The organism is Kitasatospora sp. NPDC056531, from assembly GCF_042794375.1.
Taxonomy (GTDB): domain Bacteria; phylum Actinomycetota; class Actinomycetes; order Streptomycetales; family Streptomycetaceae; genus Kitasatospora.
Genome location: NZ_JBHTTU010000004.1, coordinates 150,302 through 172,372, shown reverse-complemented (window position 1 = coordinate 172,372; position 22,071 = coordinate 150,302). Strand labels below are relative to the sequence as shown.

The window sequence follows — 22,071 nt, the reverse complement described above, 5'->3', positions numbered from 1 at the left end:
CAGCCTCGTCGTTCCGCTGTCAGGCGGCGCGTCGGTGCGTCCGGTCGAGTGACTTCCGGCAGTTGCCGGAATGACACCCTCCGGTCACTCGTCGTCGATATCATCCGGCGGTATGACTTCTGAAGGGTGGGGGACCCCTCCGGTCGAGCCGATCAGCCAGCACTACATCGTCTGCGGGGGCAACGCGCTGGCGCACCGGCTGGTCCTGGAACTCGTCGAGCACTACGAGGTCCCGGTCGTCGTCCTGGTCGCCGACCGGACCCGCGACCACGCGCCGCAGATCGAGCAACTCCCCGGTGTCGCCGCCGTGGTCGAGTACCCGAGCGTCACCGAGGAGGCGCTGCGCGCGGTGTCCATCGGCACCGCCCGTGGACTCGCGCTGGTCGAGGGCAGCGACCAGGAGAACATCCACGCCGCGCTCGGCGCCCAGGAGCACAACCCGGACATCCGGATCGTGTTCCGGATGTTCAACCAGCGACTCGGCGAGAACATCCAACGCCTGCTCAAGAACGGCGCCGCGCTCTCCGGCTCCGCCACCGCCGCCCCGGCCTTCGCCGCCGCCGCGCTCGGGCGACCCAACGCGGTCGAGGTCGACGGACGGTACCTGCACATCGCCTTCGACGACGCCATCACCTCCGACCGGATCTGCGTGGTCGCCGACCAGATCGACCGGCAGGACCTCAGCAAGATCCGTCTGCTGCCGGTACAGGAGGGCGACTCGGCCCAGTTCGTCCGCCTCGCCCGAGAGTTCGGCGACGACGGACCGGTCCTCCCCGGTGGGGTGCACCGTGAACCGGTGGTGCCGGCCGCCGAGCCCGCGGAGGCGCCGGGCGGGAGAGCCGCGCTGCAGGCGCTCCCCGTCGAACCCCGGGAGCCGATCAGCTGGGCACGACGGCTGCGCTGGCGGGTGCTCGACACCATGCGGTTCTTCACCAGCGCCCGGATGCGGCTGGTGCTGCTCACCGCGCTCGCCGCGGTGCTGATGGCCTTCGGCGTGCTCTGGTACCTCAACCGGGACTTCGGCTGGACCGTCTACATCTCACTGCTCGACCTGGCCGGCGCCGCCCAGCCCGACCAGCAGGCCGACATCGCCGCCGGGACCGGGACGGGCGGGATCTGGCAGCGGGTCGCCCAGGTGGTCATCACCATCTGCGGGATCACCTTCGCGCCGGTCGCCACCGCCATCGCGGTCGAGGTGCTCGGCTCCGGACGGCGCGGGCTGCCCCGCAACCCCAGCGCGGGCACCCGGGACCACGTGATCGTGGTCGGGCTCGGCAACGTCGGTACCCGCGTCGCGACCCAGCTGCACGACCTGGGCGTGCCGGTGGTCTGCATGGAACGGGACCCGCAGGCCCGCGGCATCGCCGCCGTCCGGGCGCTCGGCATCCCGGTCGTGCTGGGCGACGGGCCGTTCGAGGAGCAGTTGCGCCGCGCCCGGCTGAAGCACAGCCGGGCGGTGGTCGCGGTCAGCGGGGACGACGCCACCAACCTGGAGGCGGCGCTGGAGGCGCGGCACGGCAATCCCGAGGTGCGGGTGGTGGTGCGGCTGTTCGACGACAACTTCGCCGGCCACTTCTACAAGACGCTGGACAACGCGGCCTCCCGGTCGGTGTCCTACCTGGCCGCGCCCGCCTTCGCGGCCGCCCTGATGGGCAGCGAGGTGCGCGGGACGCTGTCGGTGTTCCGGCACGTGCTGCTGATCGCCGAGCTGGCGGTCGAGGACGGCAGCGGGTTGATCGGCCTGAACCGGCACGACCTGGAGGACCCGGGCGGCGTCCGGGTGATCGCCGTCCGCTTCGCGCGCAGTACGCACCTGCAGTGGAACTTCCCGGACCGCACCCGCCAGCTGACCCCGGGCGACCGGATCGTGGTCGCCGCCACCCGCAGCGGGCTGGCGCGGCTCAACACGGTGCTGGTGGAGGAGGGGTGAGGCGCGCGGCCGAGGGCGGGTGACGGCGGGCGGGTGACGGCGGACCGTGGACAGACGGCCGCGAACGGATGACGGCTGACAGATTTCATCGCCTGAAATCTGTCAGCCGTCATCCGTCAGTTGTTCGCTGTCAGTTGTTCGCCGTCAGCAGGCGGGCGTTCCCCGTGGACCGCCCGCCCCCGCCGTCAGCGGTTCTCGAACTTCGGCGGGCGCTTCTCGGCGAAGGCCGACATGCCCTCCTTCTGGTCCGCCGTGGCGAAGGCGGCGTGGAACAACCGGCGCTCGAAGCGGACACCCTCCGCCAGCGTGGTCTCGAAGGCGCGGTTGACGCTCTCCTTCATCATGATCGCCGCCGGGGTGGACATCGCTGCGACGGCCTCGGCGGTGGCCAGCGCCTCGTCGAGCAGCTGGTCGGCCGGGACGATCCGGGAAACCAGGCCGGCCCGCTCGGCCTCCTCGGCGCCCATCATCCGGCCGGTCAGGCACAGCTCCATCGCCTTCGCCTTGCCGACCGCCCGGGTCAGCCGCTGCGAGCCGCCGATGCCCGGGATCACACCGAGCTTGATCTCCGGCTGCCCGAACTTCGCGGTGTCCGCCGCCAGCAGGATGTCGCACAGCATCGCCAGCTCGCAGCCGCCGCCCAGCGCGAAGCCGGCCACCGCCGCCACCACCGGCTTGCGCAGCGCGCCGAGCCGGTCCCAGGGGCCCAGCCAGTCGTCCAGGTAGACGTCCGGGAAGTGGTTGCCCTGCATCTCCTTGATGTCGGCGCCGGCCGCGAAGGCCTTCTCCGAACCGGTGATCACCAGACACCCGATCTCCGGGTCCCGGTCGAAGGCGGTGGCGGCCGCCACGACCTCGTTCATCAGCTGGGTGTTCAGCGCGTTGAGCGCCTTGGGCCGGTTGAGCGTGATCAGGCCCACCCGTCCCTTGCGCTCGACCAGGATCGTCTCGTAGGTCTCGGTCTCGGTCATCGCCGTTGACTCCCATTCCGCTGCTCGGCGCCGCGCGGGCGCGCCCTGACCACCCAACGATCTACGACGCGCCCCGCCTCGCGCCAGTCTTGACATGCGAGACGCCGGTCACGAGCGTGGCGGAGTCCCCGGCCAGCGTCCGTGTCAGCGTCGGTGCCGGCGTCGTCGGCACCGGGCGGGTCATGGCGGGCTCGGGGTCAGGCCAGGCCCAGCTCGTCGTCCTCGCGCGGGGCGAGGAAGCGCGCAACGTCGGCTTCCGTCACCTCGGCGAGCGTGCGCGGCGACCACTGCGGGTTGCGGTCCTTGTCGACCACCTGGGCGCGGATGCCCTCGACCAGGTCGTGGCCGTCCAGCGCGGCGCAGGAGATGCGGTACTCCTGGTCGAGCACGGCCTTCAGCGAGGGCAGCGTACGGGCCCGGCGCAGCGCGGCCAGGGTGACCTTGACGGCGGTGGGGGAGTTCCCGAGGACCAGCCCGGCGGCCTCCTTCGCGTCCGGCACGCCGGAGTTGAGCAGCCGCTCGACGATCTCCTCGACGGTGTCGGCCGCGTAGCAGGCGTCGATCCACTCGCGCCGGGCGGCGAGCTCGGCGGGCGGCGCGGGCTCGGCGTGCGCGGCGACGGCGGCGGTCGGGTCGGCGCTGCCGGCGAGGGCGTCGAGCAGCTCGGGGAGGCGTGCGGACGGGACGTAGTGGTCCGCGAAGCCGCAGAGCAGGGCGTCGCCGGGGCCCATCGAGGCCGAGGTGAGCCCGAGGTGGGTGCCCAGCTCGCCCGGGGCGTGGGCGAGCAGGCGGCTGCCGCCGACGTCGGGGACGAGCCCGATCCGGGTCTCGGGCATCGCGACCACGGAGCGCTCGGTGACGATCCGCACCGCGCCGTGCGCGGACAGGCCGACGCCGCCGCCCATGGTGATGCCGTCCATCACTGCGACGTACGGCTTCGGGTAGTCGGCGATCAGCGCGTTCAGCCGGTACTCGTCGCGGAAGAAGGCGCGGGTGCCGGCCCCGCCCGCCTTCGCGTCGTCGTGCATCGCGCGGATGTCCGCGCCGGCGCAGAGGCCGCGCTCGCCGGCGCCGGTCAGCACGACCGCGCGCACCCGGCCGTCTGCGGCCCAGTCGTCCAGGGTCGCGCGCAGGGCGGTGATCATGCCGTGGGTCAGTGAGTTGAGCGCCCGCGGGCGGTTGAGCACGATCCGGCCGAGGCCGCCGTCGCCGTTCTCGTCCAGGAAGGCCTGGACCTCCGCCACCTCTGCGCTCATCGGACCCGCTCCCGTCCCTCGGTGATGTGGACTTCCGTGCTCCACCGTACCGGGGCGCGCGGGTGGTCCTGATCGCCGGGCCGGGACCGGGTGGCTCGGCTACGGCCAGGCGCGCAGGGCGAGTTCGGCGGTGCGGGCCAGGTCGTCGGCGGTGGCGCCGTCGCGGGCCTGCTGGGACATGCCCTGGATCACCGCGGCGAGGTATCCGGCCAGGGCCTTCGGATCGGCCTCGGGCGGCAGTTCGCCGTCGTGCCGCGCGGTACGCAGACGGTCCTCGAAGACCGGCTTGTTCCGGTCGCGCAGCTCGCGCAGGTGCGCCTGGACCTCGGCGTCCTGCGGGGTGACGTTGGTGGCGGCGGTGTGACAGCTGACAGATGGTGAAATCTGTCAGCTGTCATCCGTTAGCTGTTGTCTGTCATCCGTCGCGAAGGGTGCGCACCACTACCCCCGCACCCGCCCGGTCACCTCGCCGAACCCGACCACCGCGCCGTCCGGCCCCGGGGCCGTGGCGGTGATGGTGACCTCGTCGCCGTCCTCCAGGAAGGTCCGGGTCGTCCCGTCCGGCAGCTTCACCGGCTCCTCGCCGTTCCAGGTCAGCTCGATCAGCGCGCCCCGGGTGTCCGGCTGCGGCCCGCTGACGGTGCCCGAGGCGAACAGGTCGCCCGTGCGCAGTGAGGCGCCGTTGACGGTCATGTGGGTCAGCTGCTGCTGCGCCGTCCAGTACATCGCGGCGAACGGCGGCCGGGAGATCGGGTGCCCGTTCAGCCGGACCTCCATCGCCAGGTCCAGGCCCCAGGGCTCGTTGCCCCGGTCGTCGAGGTACGGCAGCGGCTCGACGTCGCGCTCCGGCGGTGCGACCCGGGCGTGCTGCAGGGCGTCCAGCGGCACGATCCACGGCGAGACCGACGTGGCGAAGGACTTGCCGAGGAAGGGGCCGAGCGGCACGTACTCCCAGGCCTGGATGTCGCGCGCCGACCAGTCGTTGAGCAGGCAGACGCCGAACACGTGCTCGCGGAAGTCGTCCAGCACGACCGGCCGCCCCAGCTGCGAGGGCGTGCCGACGACGAAGCCGACCTCGGCCTCGATGTCCAGCCGGCGCGACGGCCCGAAGGTCGGCGCGGCGTCGGTCGGCGCCTTGCGCTGCCCGTGCGGACGCACCACCGGCGTACCGGACACCACCACGGTGCCCGCCCGGCCGTGGTAACCGATCGGCAGGTGCTTCCAGTTGGGGGTGAGCGGCTCCGTACCCGGGCGGAAGATCCGGCCCAGGTTGCTGGCGTGGTGCTCGGAGGCGTAGAAGTCGACGTAGTCCGCGACCTCGAACGGCAGGTGCAGCTCGACCTCGTCCGCCGGCAGCAGCGCGGGCGAGAGCGCCTCGCGGAAGGACTCGTCAGTCAGCCAGGTGGTCAGGTCGGAGCGCACTTGCGTCCAGACCGGGCGTCCGGCCGCCATCAGCGGGTTGAGCGAGTCCGCCTCCAGCAGCACGGACGGCGCCCCGGCGGCGCGGGCGGCCGCCCCGGCGTCCAGCACGAAGTCCCCGACGCGCACGCCGATCCGGCGCCGGCCGGGCTGGTCGGCGGCGGTGAAGACGCCGTACGGCAGGTTGTGCACGCCGAACGGCGAGTCCTGGGCGCTGGCGAGCCAGCTGCGCGGGCTGCTGGGGGTGGTGCTCAACGGTCCTCCTGGGGCAGTGGATCGGGCGACGACAGCAGGCCGAGTGCGGCCAGGTCGCCCAGCGGCTCGGCGATGCTGCAGGTGCCGAACGCGGTGAACGAGTTGCGGATCACCGTAACCTGACGATCAGTCAGCGAGCGTGCGGCCTTGGCCAGTACCTCGCCGTCCCGCTCCGCCAGCACCGCCGCCGCGGCCGCCCGGTCGGTCTCCCGCGCGGCCAGCAGCACGTTCAGGAAGCCGTGGTGCTCGAAGCCGGTCTCCGGGTCGGTGTGCCGGACGGCGTTGTGCAGTCCGGCCGTGCACTTGTACGGCAGGCCGCGCAGCGCGCAGCCGGTGAGGAAGGCGGCCAGCTCGTCCTCGTCCGGGAACGCCTCCGCGACCAGCCCGCCGGTGCGGAACTTCGCCCGGTAGGGGCTGTCGACCAGCACGTCCAGCACCGCGTCCAGTCCGTCCCCGCGCAGGAGTTCGCGCGGCAGCTCGACGGCGGCCGGTACGTGCGGCGGCAGCAGCCGGTCCAGTTCGGCGACCGCCTCGGCGGCGTCCCGGGTGGCCAGTTCGACACCGGCCAGCTCGAACGGCGCGGCGGCGGCGAGCGCCGGGGCGAGCTCCGCGCTGCCCCCCGGCAGCACGAGCCCGACCCTGAGCGGCGTGGCGCCCGCCTCCTGCGCGCCGCCCACAGCCCCGGAGGTCGGGGGCACGGCGGCCAACTCGCCCAGCCGGCCCGCCCCGCAGAGGAGCGGGCCGACCGCCTCGGCGTACCAGGCCGTGCGGTGGACGCGGTGCGCGGGCACCGCCTCGGCGACCGGCAGGTTCCCCGGGGGGAACACCGCGGCGTCGTCGAAGAGCCCGCGGAACAGCTCGGGGATCACACCCGTGGAGACCGGAGCGCTCATCGCCCGGGCCCCCGACCGGCCCAGGTCCAGGCGTAGTTGTCGTCCTCGCTGGCCCGTCCGCCCTCGCCGAGCTCCAGCGGCCGGAAGGTGTCCACCATGACGGCCAGCTCGTCGAAGAAGTCCACGCCGATGCTGCGCTCGTACGCGCCCGGCTGCGGTCCGTGGGTGTGCCCGCCCGGGTGCAGCGAGATCGAGCCCTGGCCGATGCCCGAGCCCTTGCGGGCCGCGTAGTCGCCGCCGCAGTAGAACATGACCTCGTCACTGTCCACGTTGGCGTGGTAGTACGGCACCGGGACCGACAGCGGGTGGTAGTCCACCTTGCGGGGGACGAAGTTGCAGATCACGAAGTTGTTGCCCTCGAACACCTGGTGGGCCGGCGGCGGCTGGTGGATCCGGCCGGTGATCGGTTCGAAGTCCCGGATGTTGAAGGCGTACGGGTACAGGCAGCCGTCCCAGCCCACCACGTCGAAGGGGTGGTGCGGCACGGTGTAGCGGGTGCCCGAAACCCCGTTCGGGCCACGGTGCTTGACCAGCACGTCGACGTCCCCGGGGGTGTCGACCACGAGCGGCCCGACCGGCCCGCGGAAGTCCCGCTCGCAGTACGGCGCGTGCTCCAGCAGCTGCCCGTACTTGGACAGGTAGCGCTTGACCGGGGTGATGTGGCTGTTCGCCTCGATGCAGTAGGCGCGCAGCGGCTCGTCCCCGGAGGGCACCCAGCGGTGGGTGGTGGCCCGAGGGATGATCACGTAGTCGCCCTGGCCGACCTCGATCGAGCCGAAGACCGTCTCGACCGTCCCCGAGCCGGACTCCACGTACACGCACTCGTCGCCGAGCCCGTTGCGGTACAGCTCGCTCGGGGCCCCGGCGGCGACGTACGAGATCCGCACGTCGCCGTTGCCGAGGACCAGGCGGCGGCTGTTCACGACGTCCGCGGACTTCCACTCCTGGCCCGCGAACAGCTCGTGCAGCTTGAGGTGGCGGGGGAGCAGGGGATGGTTGGGCACCGTGGACTGGTCCGGGAGCTCCCAGGGCACCGCGTTGACCACCGCCGAGGGGATGCCCCGGTGGTAGAGCAGCGACGAGTCGGAGGAGAACCCCTCCTCGCCCATCAACTCCTCGTAGTACAGCCCGCCTTCGGGTGTGCGGTGCTGGGTGTGCCGCTTGGGCGGGATGTTGCCCAGCTGCCGGTAGTACGCCATCTCCGTGCTCCTCTTCGACCGTCCGTCAGGGCCGCCGTCAATCAGGGTAGGCCGACGCTCACAGGTTGCCGCGACGGTCCTGCTCGCGCTCGATGGACTCGAACAGCGCCTTGAAGTTGCCCTTGCCGAAGCCCAGCGAACCGTGGCGCTCGATGAACTCGTAGAAGACGGTGGGGCGGTCGCCGATCGGCTTGGTGAAGATCTGCAGCAGGTAGCCGTCCTCGTCGCGGTCGACCAGGATGCCGCGCTTCTTCAGCTCCTCGATGGGCACCCGGACCTTGCCGATCCGCTCGCGCAGCTCCGGGTCGTCGTAGTAGGCGTCCGGGGTGTTGAGGAACTCCACGCCGCGCGAGCGCAGCACGTCCACGGTGGTCAGGATGTCGTTGGTGGCGAGCGCCATGTGCTGGCAGCCGGGGCCGGTGTAGAACTCCAGGTACTCGTCGATCTGGGACTTCTTCTTGGCGATGGCCGGCTCGTTGAGCGGGAACTTCACCCGGTGGTTGCCGCTGGCGACGACCTTGGACATTAGGGCGGAGTACTCGGTGGCGATGTCGTCGCCGACGAACTCGGCCATGTTCACGAAGCCCATGACCCGGTTGTAGAACTGGACCCACTCGTCCATCCGGCCCAGCTCGACATTGCCCACGGCGTGGTCGAGGGCCTGGAACAGGCGCTTGGGCGAGCCCTCCGGGTGGGTGACGCCGCTCTTCGCGGTGACGTAGCCCGGCAGGTACGGGCCGCTGTAGCGGGACCGGTCGATCAGGGTGTGGCGGGTCTCGCCGTAGGTGGCGATGGCCGCGCGGCGCACGGTGCCGTTCTCGTCCGAGACGTCGTTCGGCTCCTCCAGGACGGTGGCGCCGGTCGCCCGGGCGTGCTCGATGCACTTGTCGACGTCCGGGACCTCGAGGGCGAGGTCGACCACGCCGTCGCCGTGGCGGCGGTGGTGGTCCAGCAGCGGGCTGTCCGGCTGGACGCCGCCCTTGATCACGAAGCGGCAGGAGCCGGAGCGGAGCACGTACGCCTTGCGGTCGCGGCGGCCGGTCTCCGGACCGGAGTAGGCGACCAGCTCCATGCCGAACACGACCTGGTAGAACTGCGCGGTCTGGGTCGCGTTGCCGACCACGAAGACGACCGCGTCCTGCGCGGTGACCGGGAACGGGTCGGTGCTGGCGTCGTGCTCGACGAGGCCGACGAGGCGGCGCAGCTGGTCGGTGTCGAGACCGGCCTCGCGCTCCTCGGGGGTCAACTCAAGGGCGTGGGACTGCGTGGTCATCGCTCGTTCCTCCACTCTGGGCCTCGGCGTTGAGGCTTTGCTGGATCGCGTGGATCGTGGCCGCACGGCGAACGGATGCGCGGTGCGGATGGCGCAGAGCTTGCTCCTGTCGGGGTGGTTGGGCAACAGGTCGATTTTTCACTGCTCAATGTGTACAAGCTGAACAGGAAATCCCGCCTCGGGCTGCGCAAAATGTGCTGCCCTGCAGCAGTTGTCGCGCGAATTCTGCGCACCGGCCGCTACGGGCTCTCGTCAGGTGAGTCAGCAGGTGAGCCGCCAGGTGAGTCCGCAGGTGAATCCCCGGGTGACTCGGCGAACGGGAGGTGGCGCAGGAACCAGTCCCCGGCCAGCTCGGCGACCCGGTCGAGCGTGCCCGGCTCCTCGAACAGGTGGCTCGCGTGCGGCACCACCACCAGCTCGCTCTCGCAACGCAGCCGGGCCCGGGCCTGCCGGTTGAGGTCGATCACGACGGTGTCCAGCGCGCCGACCAGCAGCAGCGTCGGCGCGCTCACCTCGCCCAGCACCTGCGGCCCGGCGAGGTCCGGGCGCCCGCCCCGGGAGACCACGGCGCGCACCGCCGGGCCCAGCGTGGCGGCGGTGTGCAGCGCGGCGGCGGCGCCGGTGCTGGCACCGAACAGGCCCAGCGGCAGGCCACGGGTCTCCGTGAGCCCGCCCAGCCGACCGGCGACGGAGGTCAGCCGCGAGCCCAGCAGGTCGACGTCGAACACCTTGCGCCGGTCCGGCTCCTCGGCCTCGGTGAGCAGGTCGAACAGCAGCGTGCCCAGCCCGGCGCGGTTCAGGTACCGGGCGACGTGCCGGTTGCGCGGGCTGTGCCGCCCGCTGCCGCTGCCGTGCGCGAACACCACGATGCCGCGCGCCCCGCCCGGGACGGTCAGCCGGCCCGCGAGCCGGACCCCGGCGGCCGGCAGCACCAGCTCGCGGTCGACCCCGGCGGGCGCCGGGGACTGCTCGCCCCTGGCCTCGGCCAGCAGCGCCAGCACCTCCTCGTCGCCGGTCTGCGAGAAGTCGGCGTAGAACTCACCGATCGCGAAGAACGGGGACGGCGTGTCGACGCAGACCAGCTCGTCGGCGACCTCGGTCAGGCGCTCGGTCCAGTCCGGGGGCGCCACCGGCACGGCGAGCACCACCCGGGCCGCGCCGCGAGCCCGGACGATCCGGCAGGCGGCCTTGGCGGTGGAGCCGGTGGCTATGCCGTCGTCCACCACGACCACGGTGCGCCCGCGCAGGTCGGCGGCCGGACGGTCGCCCCGGTAGCGGAGGGCCCGGCGCTCCAGCTCGGCGCGCTCGCTCCGCTCCACCGCCGCCAGCTGGTCGTCGGTGATCCCGGCGAGCCGGATGACGTGCTCGTTCAGCACCCGCACGCCGTCCTCGCCGATCGCCCCCATGCCCAGCTCGGGCTGGTACGGCACCCCGAGCTTGCGGATCACGCAGATGTCCAGCGGCGCGTTGAGCGCCGCCGCCACCTCGGCGGCCACCGGCACCCCGCCGCGCGGCAGCGCGACCACCACGGTGTCGGCACCGCCCAAGTGGCCGAGGCGGGCGGCCAGGCGCCGGCCCGCGTCGGTGCGGTCGGTGAAGTGGGTTCCGGTGACGTGCATGACACGGCCTCCGAGTACCACCGTACGCCGATCCGCCACGCCGCTCCCGGGCCCGTCACGACGGGGCCGGTACGGGCGCCGGCATCGGGCCGGGATGGGCGTGGGCGCCGGGCCGGGACGGGGCCGGGACCTGCGGGGGGTCTGGACGGACGTGGGCGCCGGGCCGGAACGGGGCGGGACCGCCCTGGCGGACTCCCGGGGCCATGCCCGTCGAGCCCCGGGACACGGTGGGCGCCGGGCCGGGATCCCGGTCGAGGGCCTGTGCCGCGTGTTCGGGTACCAGTCTCGGCAACCCCGTGTCCCGGGCGCCTGAGGCACCGGTCTCGCATCCGGCCCGGGACACCGCTCGCCGAGGCGGTCGCGCGGGCACCCGACATGGGGCTCGGGGCGGCCGAGCCCGCTCGGATTGGTCCGGGGGTGCCGGTCCGCCGACCGGCACCCCCGGGGTCTCACTGGTACTTCCGGTGCACCCGGTCCTACGGCTGCATCTCGTACGCGCCGGACAGCGCCTCGACCCGCGCCCACACCTTCGCGGCGCGCTCGGCGTCCGCGACCGGGCGGCGCACGTTCGCCAGCGCCCAGGCGGCCTGCTCCTCGGTGGTGGAGGCCTTGCCGTGCAGCTCGGTGGCGTGCGCGGAGAAGTCGCGGACCAGGGCGTCGAAGATCTGGTCCAGCACGTCGGCCGGCAGGTCGGTCAACTCGGCCTGCTCCAGCACCAGCTGGCCGTAGACGATCAGCGCGAACAGCTGGCCGATCTCCAGCAGGAAGTCCAGGTCGGCCTGCTGCTCCTTGCCCGGCGCGTGCTTGAGCAGCAACTCGCAGAAGCCGTCGGCCTGTTCGCGGAAGCGGGCAACGTTCGGCAGGTGCGCGTGGCGGTCGTAGGCGGCGCGCCAGTCGTGGAAGCGGATCGCGCCGAGGCCGCGGGCCGGGCCCTGGCGGAACAGGAAGGCGTCGTCGGCGGCGTCCAGGCGGGTCGGCACCGGGGCGTAATCGGCGGGCGCGAACAGGTAGTTGCCCATGAACTTGAGGATCAGCGCCAGGTTGACGTGGACGGTGCCCTCCAGCTTCGGCAGGCCGCGGATGTCCTTGGCGGCCTTGTCGAAGTAGGTGTCCGCCTCGAAGCCCTTGGCCGCGATGACGTCCCACATCAGGTCGATGACCTTCTCGCCCTCGGTGGTGACCTTCATCTTGGTCATCGGGTTGAACAGCAGATAGCGGCGGTCCTCGGGGGAGGCGGTGCGGAAGTAGTCCACGGCCCGGGCGCTGAACAGCTTCATCGCCACCAGACGGGCGTAGGCGTCGGTCAACTCCCGCCGCACGTGCGGGAAGTCGGTGACCTTCTTGCCGTACAGCACCCGGTTGTGGGCGTGCGTGAGGGCCTCGTACATCGCGTGCTCGCAGATGCCGACCGAGGCGGTGCAGAGGTTGAACTTGCCGACGTTGACGGTGTTCAGCGCGGCGTCGAAGGCGGCCTGGCCGGTGTGCAGCACGTCCTCGGCGCGGACCGGGTAGTCCTCCAGTCGGAACTCGCTGACGTACATCTGGGCGTTCACCACGTTCTTGACCAGGTGGTACGCCTCGTGGCGGCTGTCGGCGGCGAAGAAGACGTAGCCCTCCGGGCCCTCGACGTCCGAGCGGCGGCCGAAGACCGAGACCAGGCCGGCCACGTTGCCGTTGCCGATGTAGTACTTGGGGCCGGTCGCGGTGAAGCCGCCCTCGCCGTCCGGGGTGAGGATCATGTCGGTGGAGTAGATGTCGGCGCCGTGGGTGCGCTCGGACAGGCCGAAGGCCATCACGTGGCCCTCGGCGAGGAGCTTGGCGGCGCGGGCGCGGACGGCCTCGTTCTCGCTCTGCCAGACCGGGCCGAGGCCCAGGATGGTGACCTGCCAGGTGTACCAGTAGCCGAGGCCGTAGAAGCCGAGGATCTCGTTCAGCTCGGCGATCCGCGCGGTGTCCCAGCGCTTGGCGGGGTCGGCCGTGGCCGGCGTCAGGAACTCCGCGAACAGGCCTTCCTGGGCGGCGAATTCGAGGAAGTCGGCGTACCAGCTGCGGTCGATGTAGGTGTCGATGAGCGCCTTCTTGCCGCGGGACTCGAACCAGTCGACGGTCGCGCGCAGCAGACGGCGGGTCGGCTCGTCGAACTGCGCGGGGTCGTAGGTGCGCGGGTTGAAGAGCATCGGGGGCTCCCGGGGGTCGAGGGTGTGAGGACTCGGCGAACGGAGTTCAGCGAACAGAATTCAGCGGACGGAGTTCAGCGGACAGAGTTCAGCGAACGGAATTCAGCAGTCGGAGTTCAGAAGACAGATTTCAGATAACAGATTTCAGGCTCTGTCATCTGAACCCTGTTCCCCGCCGCGCTCCCCCTCGCCCGCGAGCCGGCGCAGCGTGGCGAGCACGTCGTCGAGCCAGGCGAGGGTCATCCGCTCGTACTCGATGCCGCCGCGCAGCACCACGTGCTGGAGCTCCTGCCGGGTGTCGAGTGCGGTGAGGTCGGGGAAGTCCCGCTGCTCGCCGTGCAGGTAGCGGGCGAGCAGGGCGGCGTGACTCTCGCGGTGCCGCTCGACCTCGGAGACCAACGCGGCCGGGTCGTCGAAGGCGGCGGCGCGGATCTTGACCGCGAGTTCGTGCCGTACGGTCTCCGGCTCGACCGGCTCGCGCAGCCAGTCGGCCAGTGCCGCCCGGCCCGGCTCGGCCGCCGAGTAGACCTTCTTGTCCGGTCGGCCGTCCTGTGCGACCTCCTCCGCCGCGATCCAGCCGTCCGCTTCCATCCGCCGCAGCACCCGGTAGATCTGCTGGTGGGTGGCGGTCCAGAAGCGTCCGATGGAGCGGTCGAAGCGCCGGGCCAGCTCGTAGCCGGAGCCGGGCTGCTCCAGCAGCGAGACGAGGATCGCGTGCTCCAGTGCCATGCCCGCATCCTGCTATGCAACGAGTTGCATAGGCAATGGGCCCTTGGAGTGTTGAGACGCAGGTCACCGGCGTGATCGGATGGTTATCGGTCATTCCCGACCATCGGGTGCAAAACGGTGGAGAAGCGCCAGAATAGGTACGGGGCAAGCCCCTTCCCTGGTCCGAACCACATGGAGGTGGTATCGGTGGCAACCCATATGCCTACGGGCATGGAGCACCACCCGGACATCGTCGAACTCCGGGAGCACTACGAGCGGGTCACCCTGACTCCCCGCGCCCAGGGCGTCGAAGCCCTGGCCGTACTGGCCGGCCTCTTCCTGGCGGCATCGCCGTGGATCGTCGGTTTCAACGCGTTCACCACCCTGACCGTGACCAGCCTGATCGTGGGTCTGGCCTACACGGCGCTGATGGCCGGCTACGGATCGGCCTACGAACGGACGCACGCGCGGGCCTGGGCGGCCGCCGCGCTCGGTGTCTGGACGATCATCTCCCCCTGGGCCGTCTCCGGGTCCGTCGCGATCGGCAGGAACATCGTCACCTGCGTCATCGTCGGTGCCGTGATGTTCCTGCTCGGCCTCGCGGCGATCTCGATGGCCACGATCACAGCGAACGGAGCAGCGATGCGGCTCGGCCGGGCCGGCCGTGCCAAGGGCTGATCTTCCCCACAGCCCGTGTCCGGGGCGCGGAGGGTGTGAGCCCGCCGCGCCCCGGCGCACGTCCGACGGGCGCGCCTGCGCAAGCGCCTACGGGTGCGTCATCCGCAGCACGTCCAGCGCCTGGTCCAACTGCTCCTCGGTGAGCTTGCCCTGCTCGACGTACCCGCGCTCCAGCACCACCTGACGGATCGTCTTCCGCTCGGCCAGTGCCTGCTTGGCGACCTTCGCCGCCTCCTCGTACCCGATGTACCGATTCAGCGGCGTCACCGCCGAGGGCGAGGACTCCGCGTACTCGCGGGCCCGTTCGACGTTGGCGGTGATGCCGTCCACCGTCCGGTCGGCCAGCAGTCGCGCGCTGTTGGCGAGCAGCCGCACCGACTCCAGCACGTTGCGGGCGATCACCGGGAGCATCACGTTCAGCTCGAAGTTGCCGCTCGCGCCGGCCAGCGTCACCGTCGCGTCGTTGCCGACCACCTGGGCGGCGACCATCAGCACCACCTCGGGCAGCACCGGGTTCACCTTGCCCGGCATGATGGACGAACCCGGCTGCAGGTCCGGCAGGTTGATCTCGCCGAGGCCGGTGCGCGGGCCGGACCCCATCCACCGCAGGTCGTTCGCGATCTTGGTGAACCCGACCGCCACCGTGCGCAGTTGACCGCTCAGCTCGACCAGCGCGTCCCGTGCGCCCTGCGCCTCGAAGTGGTCCCGGGCCTCGGTCAGCGGCAGGTCGGTGGCGCGGGCCACCTCCTCGATGACCGCCGCCGGGAAGCCGGGCGGGGTGTTGATGCCGGTGCCCACCGCCGTTCCACCGAGCGGCAGTTCGGCAACCCGGGGGAGCGTCGCCAGCAGTCGCTCCCGCCCGTGCCGCACCTGCGCCGCGTAGCCGCCGAACTCCTGGCCGAGCGTGACGGGCGTGGCGTCCATCAGGTGGGTGCGGCCCGACTTGACCACCTGCGCGAACTCGGCCGCTTTGCGCTCCAGCGACTCCGCCAGGTGTTCCAGCGTCGGGATCAGGTCGTGGGTGACGGCGGCGGTCGCGGCGATGTGGATCGAGGAGGGGAAGACGTCGTTGGACGACTGGCTCGCGTTCACCTGGTCGTTCGGGTGGACGGGCCGTCCCAGCCGCTCACCGGCCAGGGTGGCGATCACCTCGTTGGCGTTCATGTTGGACGAGGTGCCCGAACCGGTCTGGAACACGTCCACCGGGAACTGGTCGTCCCAGCGGCCCTCCGCGACCTCCTCGGCCGCCGCCGCGATCGCCCCGGCCGTCTCCTCGTCCAGGACCCCGAGGCGGGCGTTCACCCGGGCCGCGGCCGCCTTGATCCGGGCCAGCGCGGCGATGTGCGCGCGCTCCAGCCGCTGGCCGGACACCGGGAAGTTCTCCACCGCCCGCTGGGTCTGCGCCTGCCACTTCGCGTCGGCCGGCACCCGCACCTCGCCCATCGAGTCGTGCTCGACCCGGTAGTCCTGCGACTTCTCCCGCTCGTCACCCATCGCGCGCTGCACCTCCTGTACGGGCCCGCTCGGCCCGGTCACGGGTCCACCGATCCGCCGATCCGGTACTGATCCGCCGATCCACTGATTCACCGATCACGACAGCCGCGCGCGGGCCCCGGGTATTTCCACCCGGGGCCGAATGATCCACCGGTGATCCGCCGGCGGCGCCGCTACAGCCGGGTCAGCTCGGCCCGGACCAGTTCGCCCGGCTCGGTGCCGGCCTGGACGACCAGCGACCCGTCCGCCGCCCAGACGCCGGAACCGCCCGAGCTGTCCGGGAACACGCCCGTCAGCCCCGCGCTGGTGGACAGCACGACCTGGATCCCGTGCGCGGTGGCGCGGGCCCGGCAGTGAGCGTCCCGCCGCTCGGCCTGCGCGGCGCCCGGGCCGTACAGGGCGGAGGCGACGTAGGCGTCGATGCCGAGCGCGGCCGTTTCCTCGGCGTGGGTCGGGTCGGCGGCGTCGGCGCAGACCGCGAGGCCGAGCCGCAGGCCGTCCAGCTCCAGCACGACGGGCTTCTCGCCCGGGGCGAAGCGGTCGGGTTCTCCCTCGCCGTGCAGGCGCATCTTCCGGTAGACGACGGTGGCGCCCTCGCCGGTGACCGCCAGGGTGGCGATGGCCTCGCGCCCGTCCGCCTCCGCGACCGGCGCGCCGACCAGGGCGAGGGCGCCGGCGGCGGCGCAGGCCTCGACCAGCGGGGCGAGCCGAGGGTCCGCCGGGTCGACGGCGGGGGCGGCCAGGTCGTAGCCGGTCAGCGACAGCTCGGGGAAGACCACCAGGCGGGTCCCGGCCGCGCGGACCGCCTCGGCGTGCCGCTCGACGTTGACGGACACGGTGTCCGGGCGGCCGGGCTCGGCGCAGACGGGCTGGGCGACGGTGACGGTCAGCGACGAGGACGAGGGCAAGGCGGGGCCTCCGGGCGGTGGGAGTCGGTGGTCAAGATCAACCTATGCGTCCGCAGATGAGCCCGGCAAGGACCGGGAACCCGGGGCGGCTGCGGTGGCCGCCCGCCCGGCCGGGCTCCACCATGGCGGCATGACCAGCAACGATGACGCCGTCGCCCACTACGAGGCGATCGCCGAGGAACTCGCGCCCCGCGGTGCCCGTCGCTCGCAGATGTTCGGCATGCCCTGCCTGAAGGACCCCGACGGCAAGGCCTTCGCCGGGCTGAACGGGGACGAGCTGGTCTGCCGGCTCGGCCGGGACTCGGCGGAGCATGCGGAGGCCCTCGCGCTGACGGGGGCGCACCTGTTCGACCCGGCGGGCGGGCGGCCGATGAAGGACTGGGTCTGCGTGCCCGGCTCGGCGGCCGACCGGTGGCAGCGCTGCGCGGAGGCCGCCCTCGCGGCGCCGCGCTGAGCACCGCCGCCGGGGAGGTCCGCAGCCGTTCGGGCTGTGATCACTCGAAGGAGTGAGATCCCGGCCGGATCGCTTCAAACGGCCGTACGGCGCTTCGTACGCTCCTGACCGGGGCCGGGCGGACACCGGCCCGCCCCGGAACGCCGCAGGACGGACCGGGGGACACCGGCGCAGGCGCAGGGGGCGGACCAGGATGACCACAGGACACGGTGTGAACGGCGGAGCGGGGAATGAGCCGGGGAGCGGCCGGGGGAGCGGTCTGAGCAGACGGCAGTTGCTCGGCGCCTCGGCGGCACTCGGCGGCGCGGCCTGGCTGCTGCGCGGCACCGTCGGCCCGGACAGTGCCGAGGCCGCCACGCCCGTACCGCCCGGCCTGCCCGCCGGCACCGAACTCTTCCAGCGGGTCTTCCAGAACTGGTCCGGCGAGATCCGCACCGACCAGCTGTGGACCTGCGCGCCGCGCACCCCCGAGGAGGTCCCGGCGCTGGCCGACTGGGCGCACGCCAACGGCTGGCGGCTGCGTGCCACCGGCTACCGGCACACCTGGGCGCCGCTCACCGTCGCCAACGGGACCCCGGACGGCGCCCGCGTCCTGCTCCTGGACACCAGCCGCCACCTCACCGCCCTCACCGCCGACTCGCCCACCACCGTCCGGGCGCAGACCGGCGCGAGCATGGAGGCGTTGCTCGCCCACCTGGCCGACCGCGGCCTCGGCCTGACGGCCTGCCCGGCCCCGGGCGACCTCACCGTCGGCGGCGTGCTCGCCATCGGCGGCCACGGCACGGCCGCCCCCGCGGCCGGTGAACAGCGGCCGGACGGGCACGGCTACGGCTCGGTCAGCAACCAGGTGGTCCGGCTCACCGCCGTCGTCCTCGACCCGGCCACCGGCCGCTACACGCTGCGCACCTTCGACCGCGCCGAGGCCGACAGCGCCGCCTTCCTGGTGCACCTGGGCCGGGCCTTCCTCACCGAGGTGGTGCTGCGGGCCGGGGCGGACCGGCCGCTGCGCTGCGTCAGTCGACTCGACATCCCGGCCACCGAGTTGTTCGCCCGTCCCGGCAGCGGCAGCGGCAGCGGCGGCGGACTTCTCGGAGGGCTGCTGGGCGGCGGCGGTCCGCGCACCCTCGCCGACTTCGTCGAGCGCGACGGCCGGGTCGAGGCGATCTGGTTCGCCTACACCGAGTACCCGTGGCTCAAGACCTGGACCGTCACCCCGACCAAGCCGCTCGCCTCGAAGGCCGTCGACCAGCCCTACAACTACCCCTTCTCGGACAGCGTTCCGGAACCGGTCGCCCAGCTGGCCGGCCAAATCGTCAGCGGAGCCTGGGGATCGGCCCCGCTGTTCGGCCAACTCCAGTACCTCATCGCCAAGGTGGCGCTCACCGGCGACCTCACCGACGTCCTGCTCTCCGGCGGACTGCTGCGCGACCTGCTCACCGGCGACCTGATCACCCACCTGCTCGCCGGCGGCCTGTGCTCCGACCTCTGGGGCCCCTCGCGCACCCTGCTGCAGTACGTTCGGCCCACCACGCTGCGGGTCACCGCCAACGGTTACGCGGTCCTGGCCAAGCGATCCGACCTGCAGTGGGTGGTCAGCGAATTCGCCGCCTACTACCGGCAGTTGCTCGGCGAGTACCAGGCCAGGGGCGAGTTCCCGGTGAACGGCGCGGTGGAGATCCGGGTCACCGGCCTGGAGGACCCCGCGTACGCCGGCGTCCCCGGAGCCCGGCCCCCACTGCTGTCCGCGCTGCGGCCCCGGGCCGACCGGCCGGAGTGGGACACCGCGGTCTGGCTCGACGTGCTCGCCTTCCCCGGCACCCCCGGCCTGGAACGCTTCGCCCGGGACCTGGAGCAGTGGCTGCTGCGCACCTTCGACGGCACCCGGGCGGGCGTGCGGGTCGAGTGGTCCAAGGGCTGGGCCTACACCGCCGACGCGGCCTGGTCCGACCCGGACCTGCTCGGCCGGGTCATCCCCGACAGCCTGCGCGCCGGGGGTGGGCCGGGCTGGGACGAGGCGGTCGCCGTACTGGACCGGTACGACCCGTACCGGGTGTTCGGAAACCCGTTTCTGGACGGGCTGTTGAAGTAAGCCGGCCCGGGTCGTCCGGGGGAGGGAGGTGGGCGGTGGTTCGTCAGATGTGCTCCATCACGATCACCGCGAGGGTGTCCGGCGCGAGGGCGCGGAACAGGTGCGGAGCGTCGCCCGGGTAGCTGATGTAGTCTCCCGGGCCCAGCTCGACCGGTGCCTCGGTCGGGCCGACCAGGGCCCGGCCCGAGCCGATCATCACGTGCTCGACGGTGCCGGACACGTGCGGGTCGGAGGCCCTGGTCTCGCCGGGCTGGGCCTCGATCCGGTAGATGTCGCGCCGGGCGTTCGGCGGGCAGGAGGAGAGCACGGTGGCCGCGTAGTTGGCCTGCTCGGAGTGGGTCACCGGGCCCTCCCCGGCCCGGAGCACCTTGACCGTCGGGCGCGGAGGGTCGACCAGTCGGCTGAAGGGCACGTTCAGTGCGACCCCGAGCGCCCAGAGCGTCTCCACGCTGGGGTTGCCTGCCCTCGCTCGCGGACCGTGGGACTCGTACGGCGGCGGTGGCGGGCGCGGTCGTGGCCGTCGCGGCCACGCCGTTCGTGCCGGCCGGGGTGCCCGTGCTGCTCGCCCTGGTCGGGCTGCTGTTCGCGGGCCGGCCGGGAGTGAAGGAGGCGGAGGGGCCGGAGGCCGCCGTCGTGGCTGTGAAGGAGGACGTCCGATGATGCCGCTCTACGCCATCCTGCTGCTGGCGGTCGGGGCGTACGCCTACCGGGCGGCCGGGCCGCTGCTGGGGCACCGGCTCGCGCTCTCGGATCGGCTCCGGCACCTGCTGGCCGTCGCGGCGGCGGTGCTGCTGGTCGCGCTGGTGGCGACCGGCGCGCTGACCCAGGGGCACGGCTTCGCGGGGTGGGCGCGCCCGGCGGGAGTGCTGGTCGCCGGGGTGCTCGCCTGGCGTCGGGCGCCCTTCCCGGTGGTGGTCGTCGCGGGCGCGGCGACCACGGCGCTGCTGCGGCTGTGCGGGGTGGCGTGACGGCGGGTCGCAGACGGCCGGCGGCGAACAGCTGACAACTTTCAGCGAACGGATGACAGATTTCGAAATCTGTCATCCGTTCGCTGTCGTCCGTTCGCCGACGCTGTGCGCCCCAACCGCGCCGGTCACTCCTCCGTCAACCGCTCCGCCTGCACCTCCGGCCGCTTGCTGTCCCACAGCATTTCCCACACCTTGAACACGCAGTGGTAGTTGCGCATGCTCCCCTGCGAGATCAGCAGATAGGTGTCCCCGTCCCGGAGGAGCGTCCTCCGCCGGGTGCTCATCGGGTGATCCGGGGTGTACGTCGGCACGATCCGCCGTAGCTCCGCGACGGCCTCCTCGCGGGTGCCCTCGACCTCGCCGAGCACCTTGGTGCCCCAGGTCCGGTCCCTGCCGATGCCGACCGTCTCCTCGACCACCAGCGCCCAACGCGCCATGTCCCGCCTCCCCGTGTCGCTTTCCTCACGCCTTCGCGTCCGTCCGACGCCCGGCCGCGTGCGCGATACTCCCGGTACCCGGCACCCGGCCGACCACCGAACATCCCGCATATTCCGCCACATTCTGCCGAGAGTATTAAGGAGCTTCAATGACGAAGCCGCCCCGGATCGACCCGTCCGACCTGCTCGCCGTCGGCGACCTCCTCTCCGACGAGGAGCGGCTGATCCGTGACACCGTCCGCAAGTTCACCGAGGAGCGGATCCGCCCGCACATCGGCGACTGGTTCGAGCGCGGCGTCTTCCCGGTCCGTGAACTCGCCCCCGAACTCGGCGCCCTCGGTGTGCTCGGCATGCACCTCGACGGCTACGGCTGCGCGGGCGCCGACGCCGTGGCCTACGGGGTCGCCTGCATGGAGCTGGAGGCGGCCGACTCCGGACTGCGCAGCTTCGTGTCCGTCCAGGGTTCCCTGGCGATGCGTTCGATCCACGCCTTCGGCTCCGAGGAGCAGAAGCAGCGCTGGCTGCCCGGCATGGCGGCCGGCGAGCTGATCGGCTGCTTCGGCCTCACCGAGCCCGACTTCGGCTCGGACCCGGCCAACATGCGCACCCGGGCGGTCCAGAAGGGCGGCGAGGGCGGCGACTGGGTACTGTCCGGCAGCAAGATGTGGATCACCAACGGCAGCATCGCCGACGTCGCCGTGGTCTGGGCGCAGACCGAGCAGGGCGTGCGCGGCTTCCTGGTCGAGCGCGGCACCCGCGGCCTGACCGCCACCGACGTGCACGGCAAGCTCTCGCTGCGCGCCTCGGTCACCAGTGAGCTCGCCTTCGACGAGGTGGTGCTGCCCGCCGACGCCGTGCTGCCCGGGGTCACCGGCCTACGCGGACCGCTCTCCTCCCTCAACGAGGCCCGCTACGGCATCCTCTGGGGCACCGTCGGCGCCGCCCGCGACTGCTACACCGCGGCCCTCGACTACGCCAAGAGCCGGATCCAGTTCGACCGCCCGATCGCCGGCTTCCAGCTCACCCAGCAGAAGCTGGTCGAGATGATGCTGGAGGTCGAGAAGGCCTACCTGGTGGCGCTGCGGATCGGCCGGCTCAAGGAGGAGGGTGCGGCCCGCCCGCCGCACATCAGCTTCGGCAAGCTCAACAACGTCCGCACCGCGCTGGAGATCGCCCGCAGCGCCCGGACCGTCCTCGGCGCCAACGGCATCACCACCGAGTACCCGGTGCTGCGGCACGCCAACAACCTCGAGTCGGTGCTCACCTACGAGGGCACCAGCGAGATCCACACCCTGGTCCTCGGTGAGGCCATCACGGGCGAGTCCGCCTACCGCTGACGGCCC

At 72.4% G+C, this 22,071-nt stretch carries 20 protein-coding genes and 1 pseudogene; 7 read left to right on the top strand and 14 right to left on the bottom strand.

Features of this window, described 5'->3' with window-relative positions:
- Positions 1-112 precede the first annotated feature (112 nt).
- Entirely contained in the window at positions 113-1,930 is a 1,818-nt protein-coding gene (locus ACFQ87_RS07040; protein ID WP_380609545.1) for an NAD-binding protein, read from the top strand.
- 185 nt (positions 1,931-2,115) lie between these two features.
- Here ACFQ87_RS07040 and ACFQ87_RS07035 read toward each other — a convergent pair whose 3' ends face one another.
- The 10 genes and pseudogenes from ACFQ87_RS07035 to ACFQ87_RS06990 all read right to left on the bottom strand — a co-directional run bounded on the left by ACFQ87_RS07035 (position 2,116) and on the right by ACFQ87_RS06990 (position 13,721).
- A complete protein-coding gene (locus ACFQ87_RS07035) occupies positions 2,116-2,901 on the bottom strand; it encodes an enoyl-CoA hydratase (RefSeq protein ID WP_380609544.1) in 786 nt (261 codons plus the stop codon).
- A gap of 197 nt (positions 2,902-3,098) precedes the next feature.
- On the bottom strand, positions 3,099-4,157 hold the full coding sequence (locus ACFQ87_RS07030) for an enoyl-CoA hydratase/isomerase family protein (protein ID WP_380609543.1): 1,059 nt from the start codon (positions 4,155-4,157) through the stop codon (positions 3,099-3,101).
- A gap of 207 nt (positions 4,158-4,364) precedes the next feature.
- A pseudogene (locus tag ACFQ87_RS07025) lies at positions 4,365-4,460 on the bottom strand (hypothetical protein); the annotation flags it as partial.
- A 138-nt stretch (positions 4,461-4,598) separates the two neighbouring features.
- Positions 4,599-5,831: a fumarylacetoacetase gene (fahA, locus tag ACFQ87_RS07020; protein ID WP_380609542.1), complete on the bottom strand. Its 1,233-nt coding sequence runs from the start codon at positions 5,829-5,831 to the stop codon at positions 4,599-4,601.
- The gene (locus tag ACFQ87_RS07015) at positions 5,828-6,724 is read right to left on the bottom strand and encodes a hypothetical protein (protein WP_380609541.1); all 897 of its coding nucleotides are present in this window, start codon (positions 6,722-6,724) and stop codon (positions 5,828-5,830) included. Before ACFQ87_RS07015 ends, fahA begins: the two co-directional genes overlap by 4 nt.
- The gene (locus ACFQ87_RS07010; protein ID WP_380609540.1) at positions 6,721-7,923 is read right to left on the bottom strand and encodes a homogentisate 1,2-dioxygenase; all 1,203 of its coding nucleotides are present in this window, start codon (positions 7,921-7,923) and stop codon (positions 6,721-6,723) included. Before ACFQ87_RS07010 ends, ACFQ87_RS07015 begins: the two co-directional genes overlap by 4 nt.
- A gap of 58 nt (positions 7,924-7,981) precedes the next feature.
- Complete coding sequence (hppD, locus tag ACFQ87_RS07005; protein WP_380609539.1) at positions 7,982-9,196, bottom strand: 4-hydroxyphenylpyruvate dioxygenase; 1,215 nt, start codon at positions 9,194-9,196, stop codon at positions 7,982-7,984.
- Between the two features lie 239 nt (positions 9,197-9,435).
- Entirely contained in the window at positions 9,436-10,815 is a 1,380-nt protein-coding gene (locus tag ACFQ87_RS07000; protein ID WP_380609538.1) for a phosphoribosyltransferase family protein, read from the bottom strand.
- Between the two features lie 476 nt (positions 10,816-11,291).
- On the bottom strand, positions 11,292-12,992 hold the full coding sequence (locus ACFQ87_RS06995; protein ID WP_380609537.1) for an acyl-CoA dehydrogenase family protein: 1,701 nt from the start codon (positions 12,990-12,992) through the stop codon (positions 11,292-11,294).
- Positions 12,993-13,136: 144 nt separating this feature from the next.
- A complete protein-coding gene (locus tag ACFQ87_RS06990) occupies positions 13,137-13,721 on the bottom strand; it encodes a PadR family transcriptional regulator (protein ID WP_380609536.1) in 585 nt (194 codons plus the stop codon).
- Positions 13,722-13,931: 210 nt separating this feature from the next.
- On the opposite strand from ACFQ87_RS06990, the gene ACFQ87_RS06985 reads away from it, so the two are divergent.
- Positions 13,932-14,378: an SPW repeat protein gene (locus ACFQ87_RS06985; RefSeq protein WP_380609535.1), complete on the top strand. Its 447-nt coding sequence runs from the start codon at positions 13,932-13,934 to the stop codon at positions 14,376-14,378.
- A gap of 87 nt (positions 14,379-14,465) precedes the next feature.
- Here ACFQ87_RS06985 and ACFQ87_RS06980 read toward each other — a convergent pair whose 3' ends face one another.
- Both ACFQ87_RS06980 and ACFQ87_RS06975 read right to left on the bottom strand, forming a co-directional pair.
- Positions 14,466-15,872: a class II fumarate hydratase gene (locus ACFQ87_RS06980; RefSeq protein WP_380609534.1), complete on the bottom strand. Its 1,407-nt coding sequence runs from the start codon at positions 15,870-15,872 to the stop codon at positions 14,466-14,468.
- Positions 15,873-16,045: 173 nt separating this feature from the next.
- A complete protein-coding gene (locus ACFQ87_RS06975) occupies positions 16,046-16,780 on the bottom strand; it encodes a carbon-nitrogen hydrolase family protein (protein WP_380609533.1) in 735 nt (244 codons plus the stop codon).
- Between the two features lie 130 nt (positions 16,781-16,910).
- Here ACFQ87_RS06975 and ACFQ87_RS06970 point away from each other — a divergent pair, with 130 nt between their 5' ends.
- The gene (locus ACFQ87_RS06970; RefSeq protein ID WP_380609532.1) at positions 16,911-17,234 is read left to right on the top strand and encodes a hypothetical protein; all 324 of its coding nucleotides are present in this window, start codon (positions 16,911-16,913) and stop codon (positions 17,232-17,234) included.
- A 193-nt stretch (positions 17,235-17,427) separates the two neighbouring features.
- Positions 17,428-19,323: a cholesterol oxidase substrate-binding domain-containing protein gene (locus ACFQ87_RS06965; protein WP_380609531.1), complete on the top strand. Its 1,896-nt coding sequence runs from the start codon at positions 17,428-17,430 to the stop codon at positions 19,321-19,323.
- A 43-nt stretch (positions 19,324-19,366) separates the two neighbouring features.
- Here ACFQ87_RS06965 and ACFQ87_RS06960 read toward each other — a convergent pair whose 3' ends face one another.
- On the bottom strand, positions 19,367-19,771 hold the full coding sequence (locus ACFQ87_RS06960; RefSeq protein ID WP_380609530.1) for a cupin domain-containing protein: 405 nt from the start codon (positions 19,769-19,771) through the stop codon (positions 19,367-19,369).
- Between the two features lie 50 nt (positions 19,772-19,821).
- On the opposite strand from ACFQ87_RS06960, the gene ACFQ87_RS06955 reads away from it, so the two are divergent.
- Both ACFQ87_RS06955 and ACFQ87_RS06950 read left to right on the top strand, forming a co-directional pair.
- Positions 19,822-19,983: a hypothetical protein gene (locus ACFQ87_RS06955; RefSeq protein WP_380609529.1), complete on the top strand. Its 162-nt coding sequence runs from the start codon at positions 19,822-19,824 to the stop codon at positions 19,981-19,983.
- The gene (locus ACFQ87_RS06950) at positions 19,983-20,291 is read left to right on the top strand and encodes an AzlD domain-containing protein (RefSeq protein ID WP_380609685.1); all 309 of its coding nucleotides are present in this window, start codon (positions 19,983-19,985) and stop codon (positions 20,289-20,291) included. Before ACFQ87_RS06955 ends, ACFQ87_RS06950 begins: the two co-directional genes overlap by 1 nt.
- Before the next feature lie 125 nt (positions 20,292-20,416).
- Here ACFQ87_RS06950 and ACFQ87_RS06945 read toward each other — a convergent pair whose 3' ends face one another.
- Positions 20,417-20,728 carry a hypothetical protein gene (locus tag ACFQ87_RS06945; RefSeq protein WP_380609528.1) on the bottom strand — a complete coding sequence of 104 codons (312 nt, stop codon included), beginning with the start codon at positions 20,726-20,728 and terminating at the stop codon, positions 20,417-20,419.
- 149 nt (positions 20,729-20,877) lie between these two features.
- Here ACFQ87_RS06945 and ACFQ87_RS06940 point away from each other — a divergent pair, with 149 nt between their 5' ends.
- A complete protein-coding gene (locus ACFQ87_RS06940; RefSeq protein WP_380609527.1) occupies positions 20,878-22,065 on the top strand; it encodes an acyl-CoA dehydrogenase family protein in 1,188 nt (395 codons plus the stop codon).
- The last annotated feature ends 6 nt before the right edge of the window (positions 22,066-22,071 follow it).

Excerpts from the sequence above, each read along its gene's own strand:
- ACFQ87_RS06945 (WP_380609528.1), bottom strand. The coding sequence starts at position 20,728 with ATGGCGCGTTGGGCGCTGGTGGTCGAGGAGACGGTCGGCATCGGCAGG.
- hppD (WP_380609539.1), bottom strand. The coding sequence starts at position 9,196 with ATGACCACGCAGTCCCACGCCCTTGAGTTGACCCCCGAGGAGCGCGAG.
- ACFQ87_RS06950 (WP_380609685.1), top strand. The coding sequence starts at position 19,983 with ATGCCGCTCTACGCCATCCTGCTGCTGGCGGTCGGGGCGTACGCCTAC.
- ACFQ87_RS06965 (WP_380609531.1), top strand. The coding sequence starts at position 17,428 with ATGACCACAGGACACGGTGTGAACGGCGGAGCGGGGAATGAGCCGGGG.
- ACFQ87_RS06970 (WP_380609532.1), top strand. The coding sequence starts at position 16,911 with ATGACCAGCAACGATGACGCCGTCGCCCACTACGAGGCGATCGCCGAG.
- ACFQ87_RS06940 (WP_380609527.1), top strand. The coding sequence starts at position 20,878 with ATGACGAAGCCGCCCCGGATCGACCCGTCCGACCTGCTCGCCGTCGGC.
- ACFQ87_RS06985 (WP_380609535.1), top strand. The coding sequence starts at position 13,932 with ATGGAGCACCACCCGGACATCGTCGAACTCCGGGAGCACTACGAGCGG.
- ACFQ87_RS07040 (WP_380609545.1), top strand. The coding sequence starts at position 113 with ATGACTTCTGAAGGGTGGGGGACCCCTCCGGTCGAGCCGATCAGCCAG.
- ACFQ87_RS06990 (WP_380609536.1), bottom strand. The coding sequence starts at position 13,721 with ATGGCACTGGAGCACGCGATCCTCGTCTCGCTGCTGGAGCAGCCCGGC.
- ACFQ87_RS07015 (WP_380609541.1), bottom strand. The coding sequence starts at position 6,724 with ATGAGCGCTCCGGTCTCCACGGGTGTGATCCCCGAGCTGTTCCGCGGG.
- ACFQ87_RS07030 (WP_380609543.1), bottom strand. The coding sequence starts at position 4,157 with ATGAGCGCAGAGGTGGCGGAGGTCCAGGCCTTCCTGGACGAGAACGGC.
- ACFQ87_RS06980 (WP_380609534.1), bottom strand. The coding sequence starts at position 15,872 with ATGGGTGACGAGCGGGAGAAGTCGCAGGACTACCGGGTCGAGCACGAC.
- ACFQ87_RS07000 (WP_380609538.1), bottom strand. The coding sequence starts at position 10,815 with ATGCACGTCACCGGAACCCACTTCACCGACCGCACCGACGCGGGCCGG.
- ACFQ87_RS07010 (WP_380609540.1), bottom strand. The coding sequence starts at position 7,923 with ATGGCGTACTACCGGCAGCTGGGCAACATCCCGCCCAAGCGGCACACC.
- ACFQ87_RS07035 (WP_380609544.1), bottom strand. The coding sequence starts at position 2,901 with ATGACCGAGACCGAGACCTACGAGACGATCCTGGTCGAGCGCAAGGGA.
- ACFQ87_RS06995 (WP_380609537.1), bottom strand. The coding sequence starts at position 12,992 with ATGCTCTTCAACCCGCGCACCTACGACCCCGCGCAGTTCGACGAGCCG.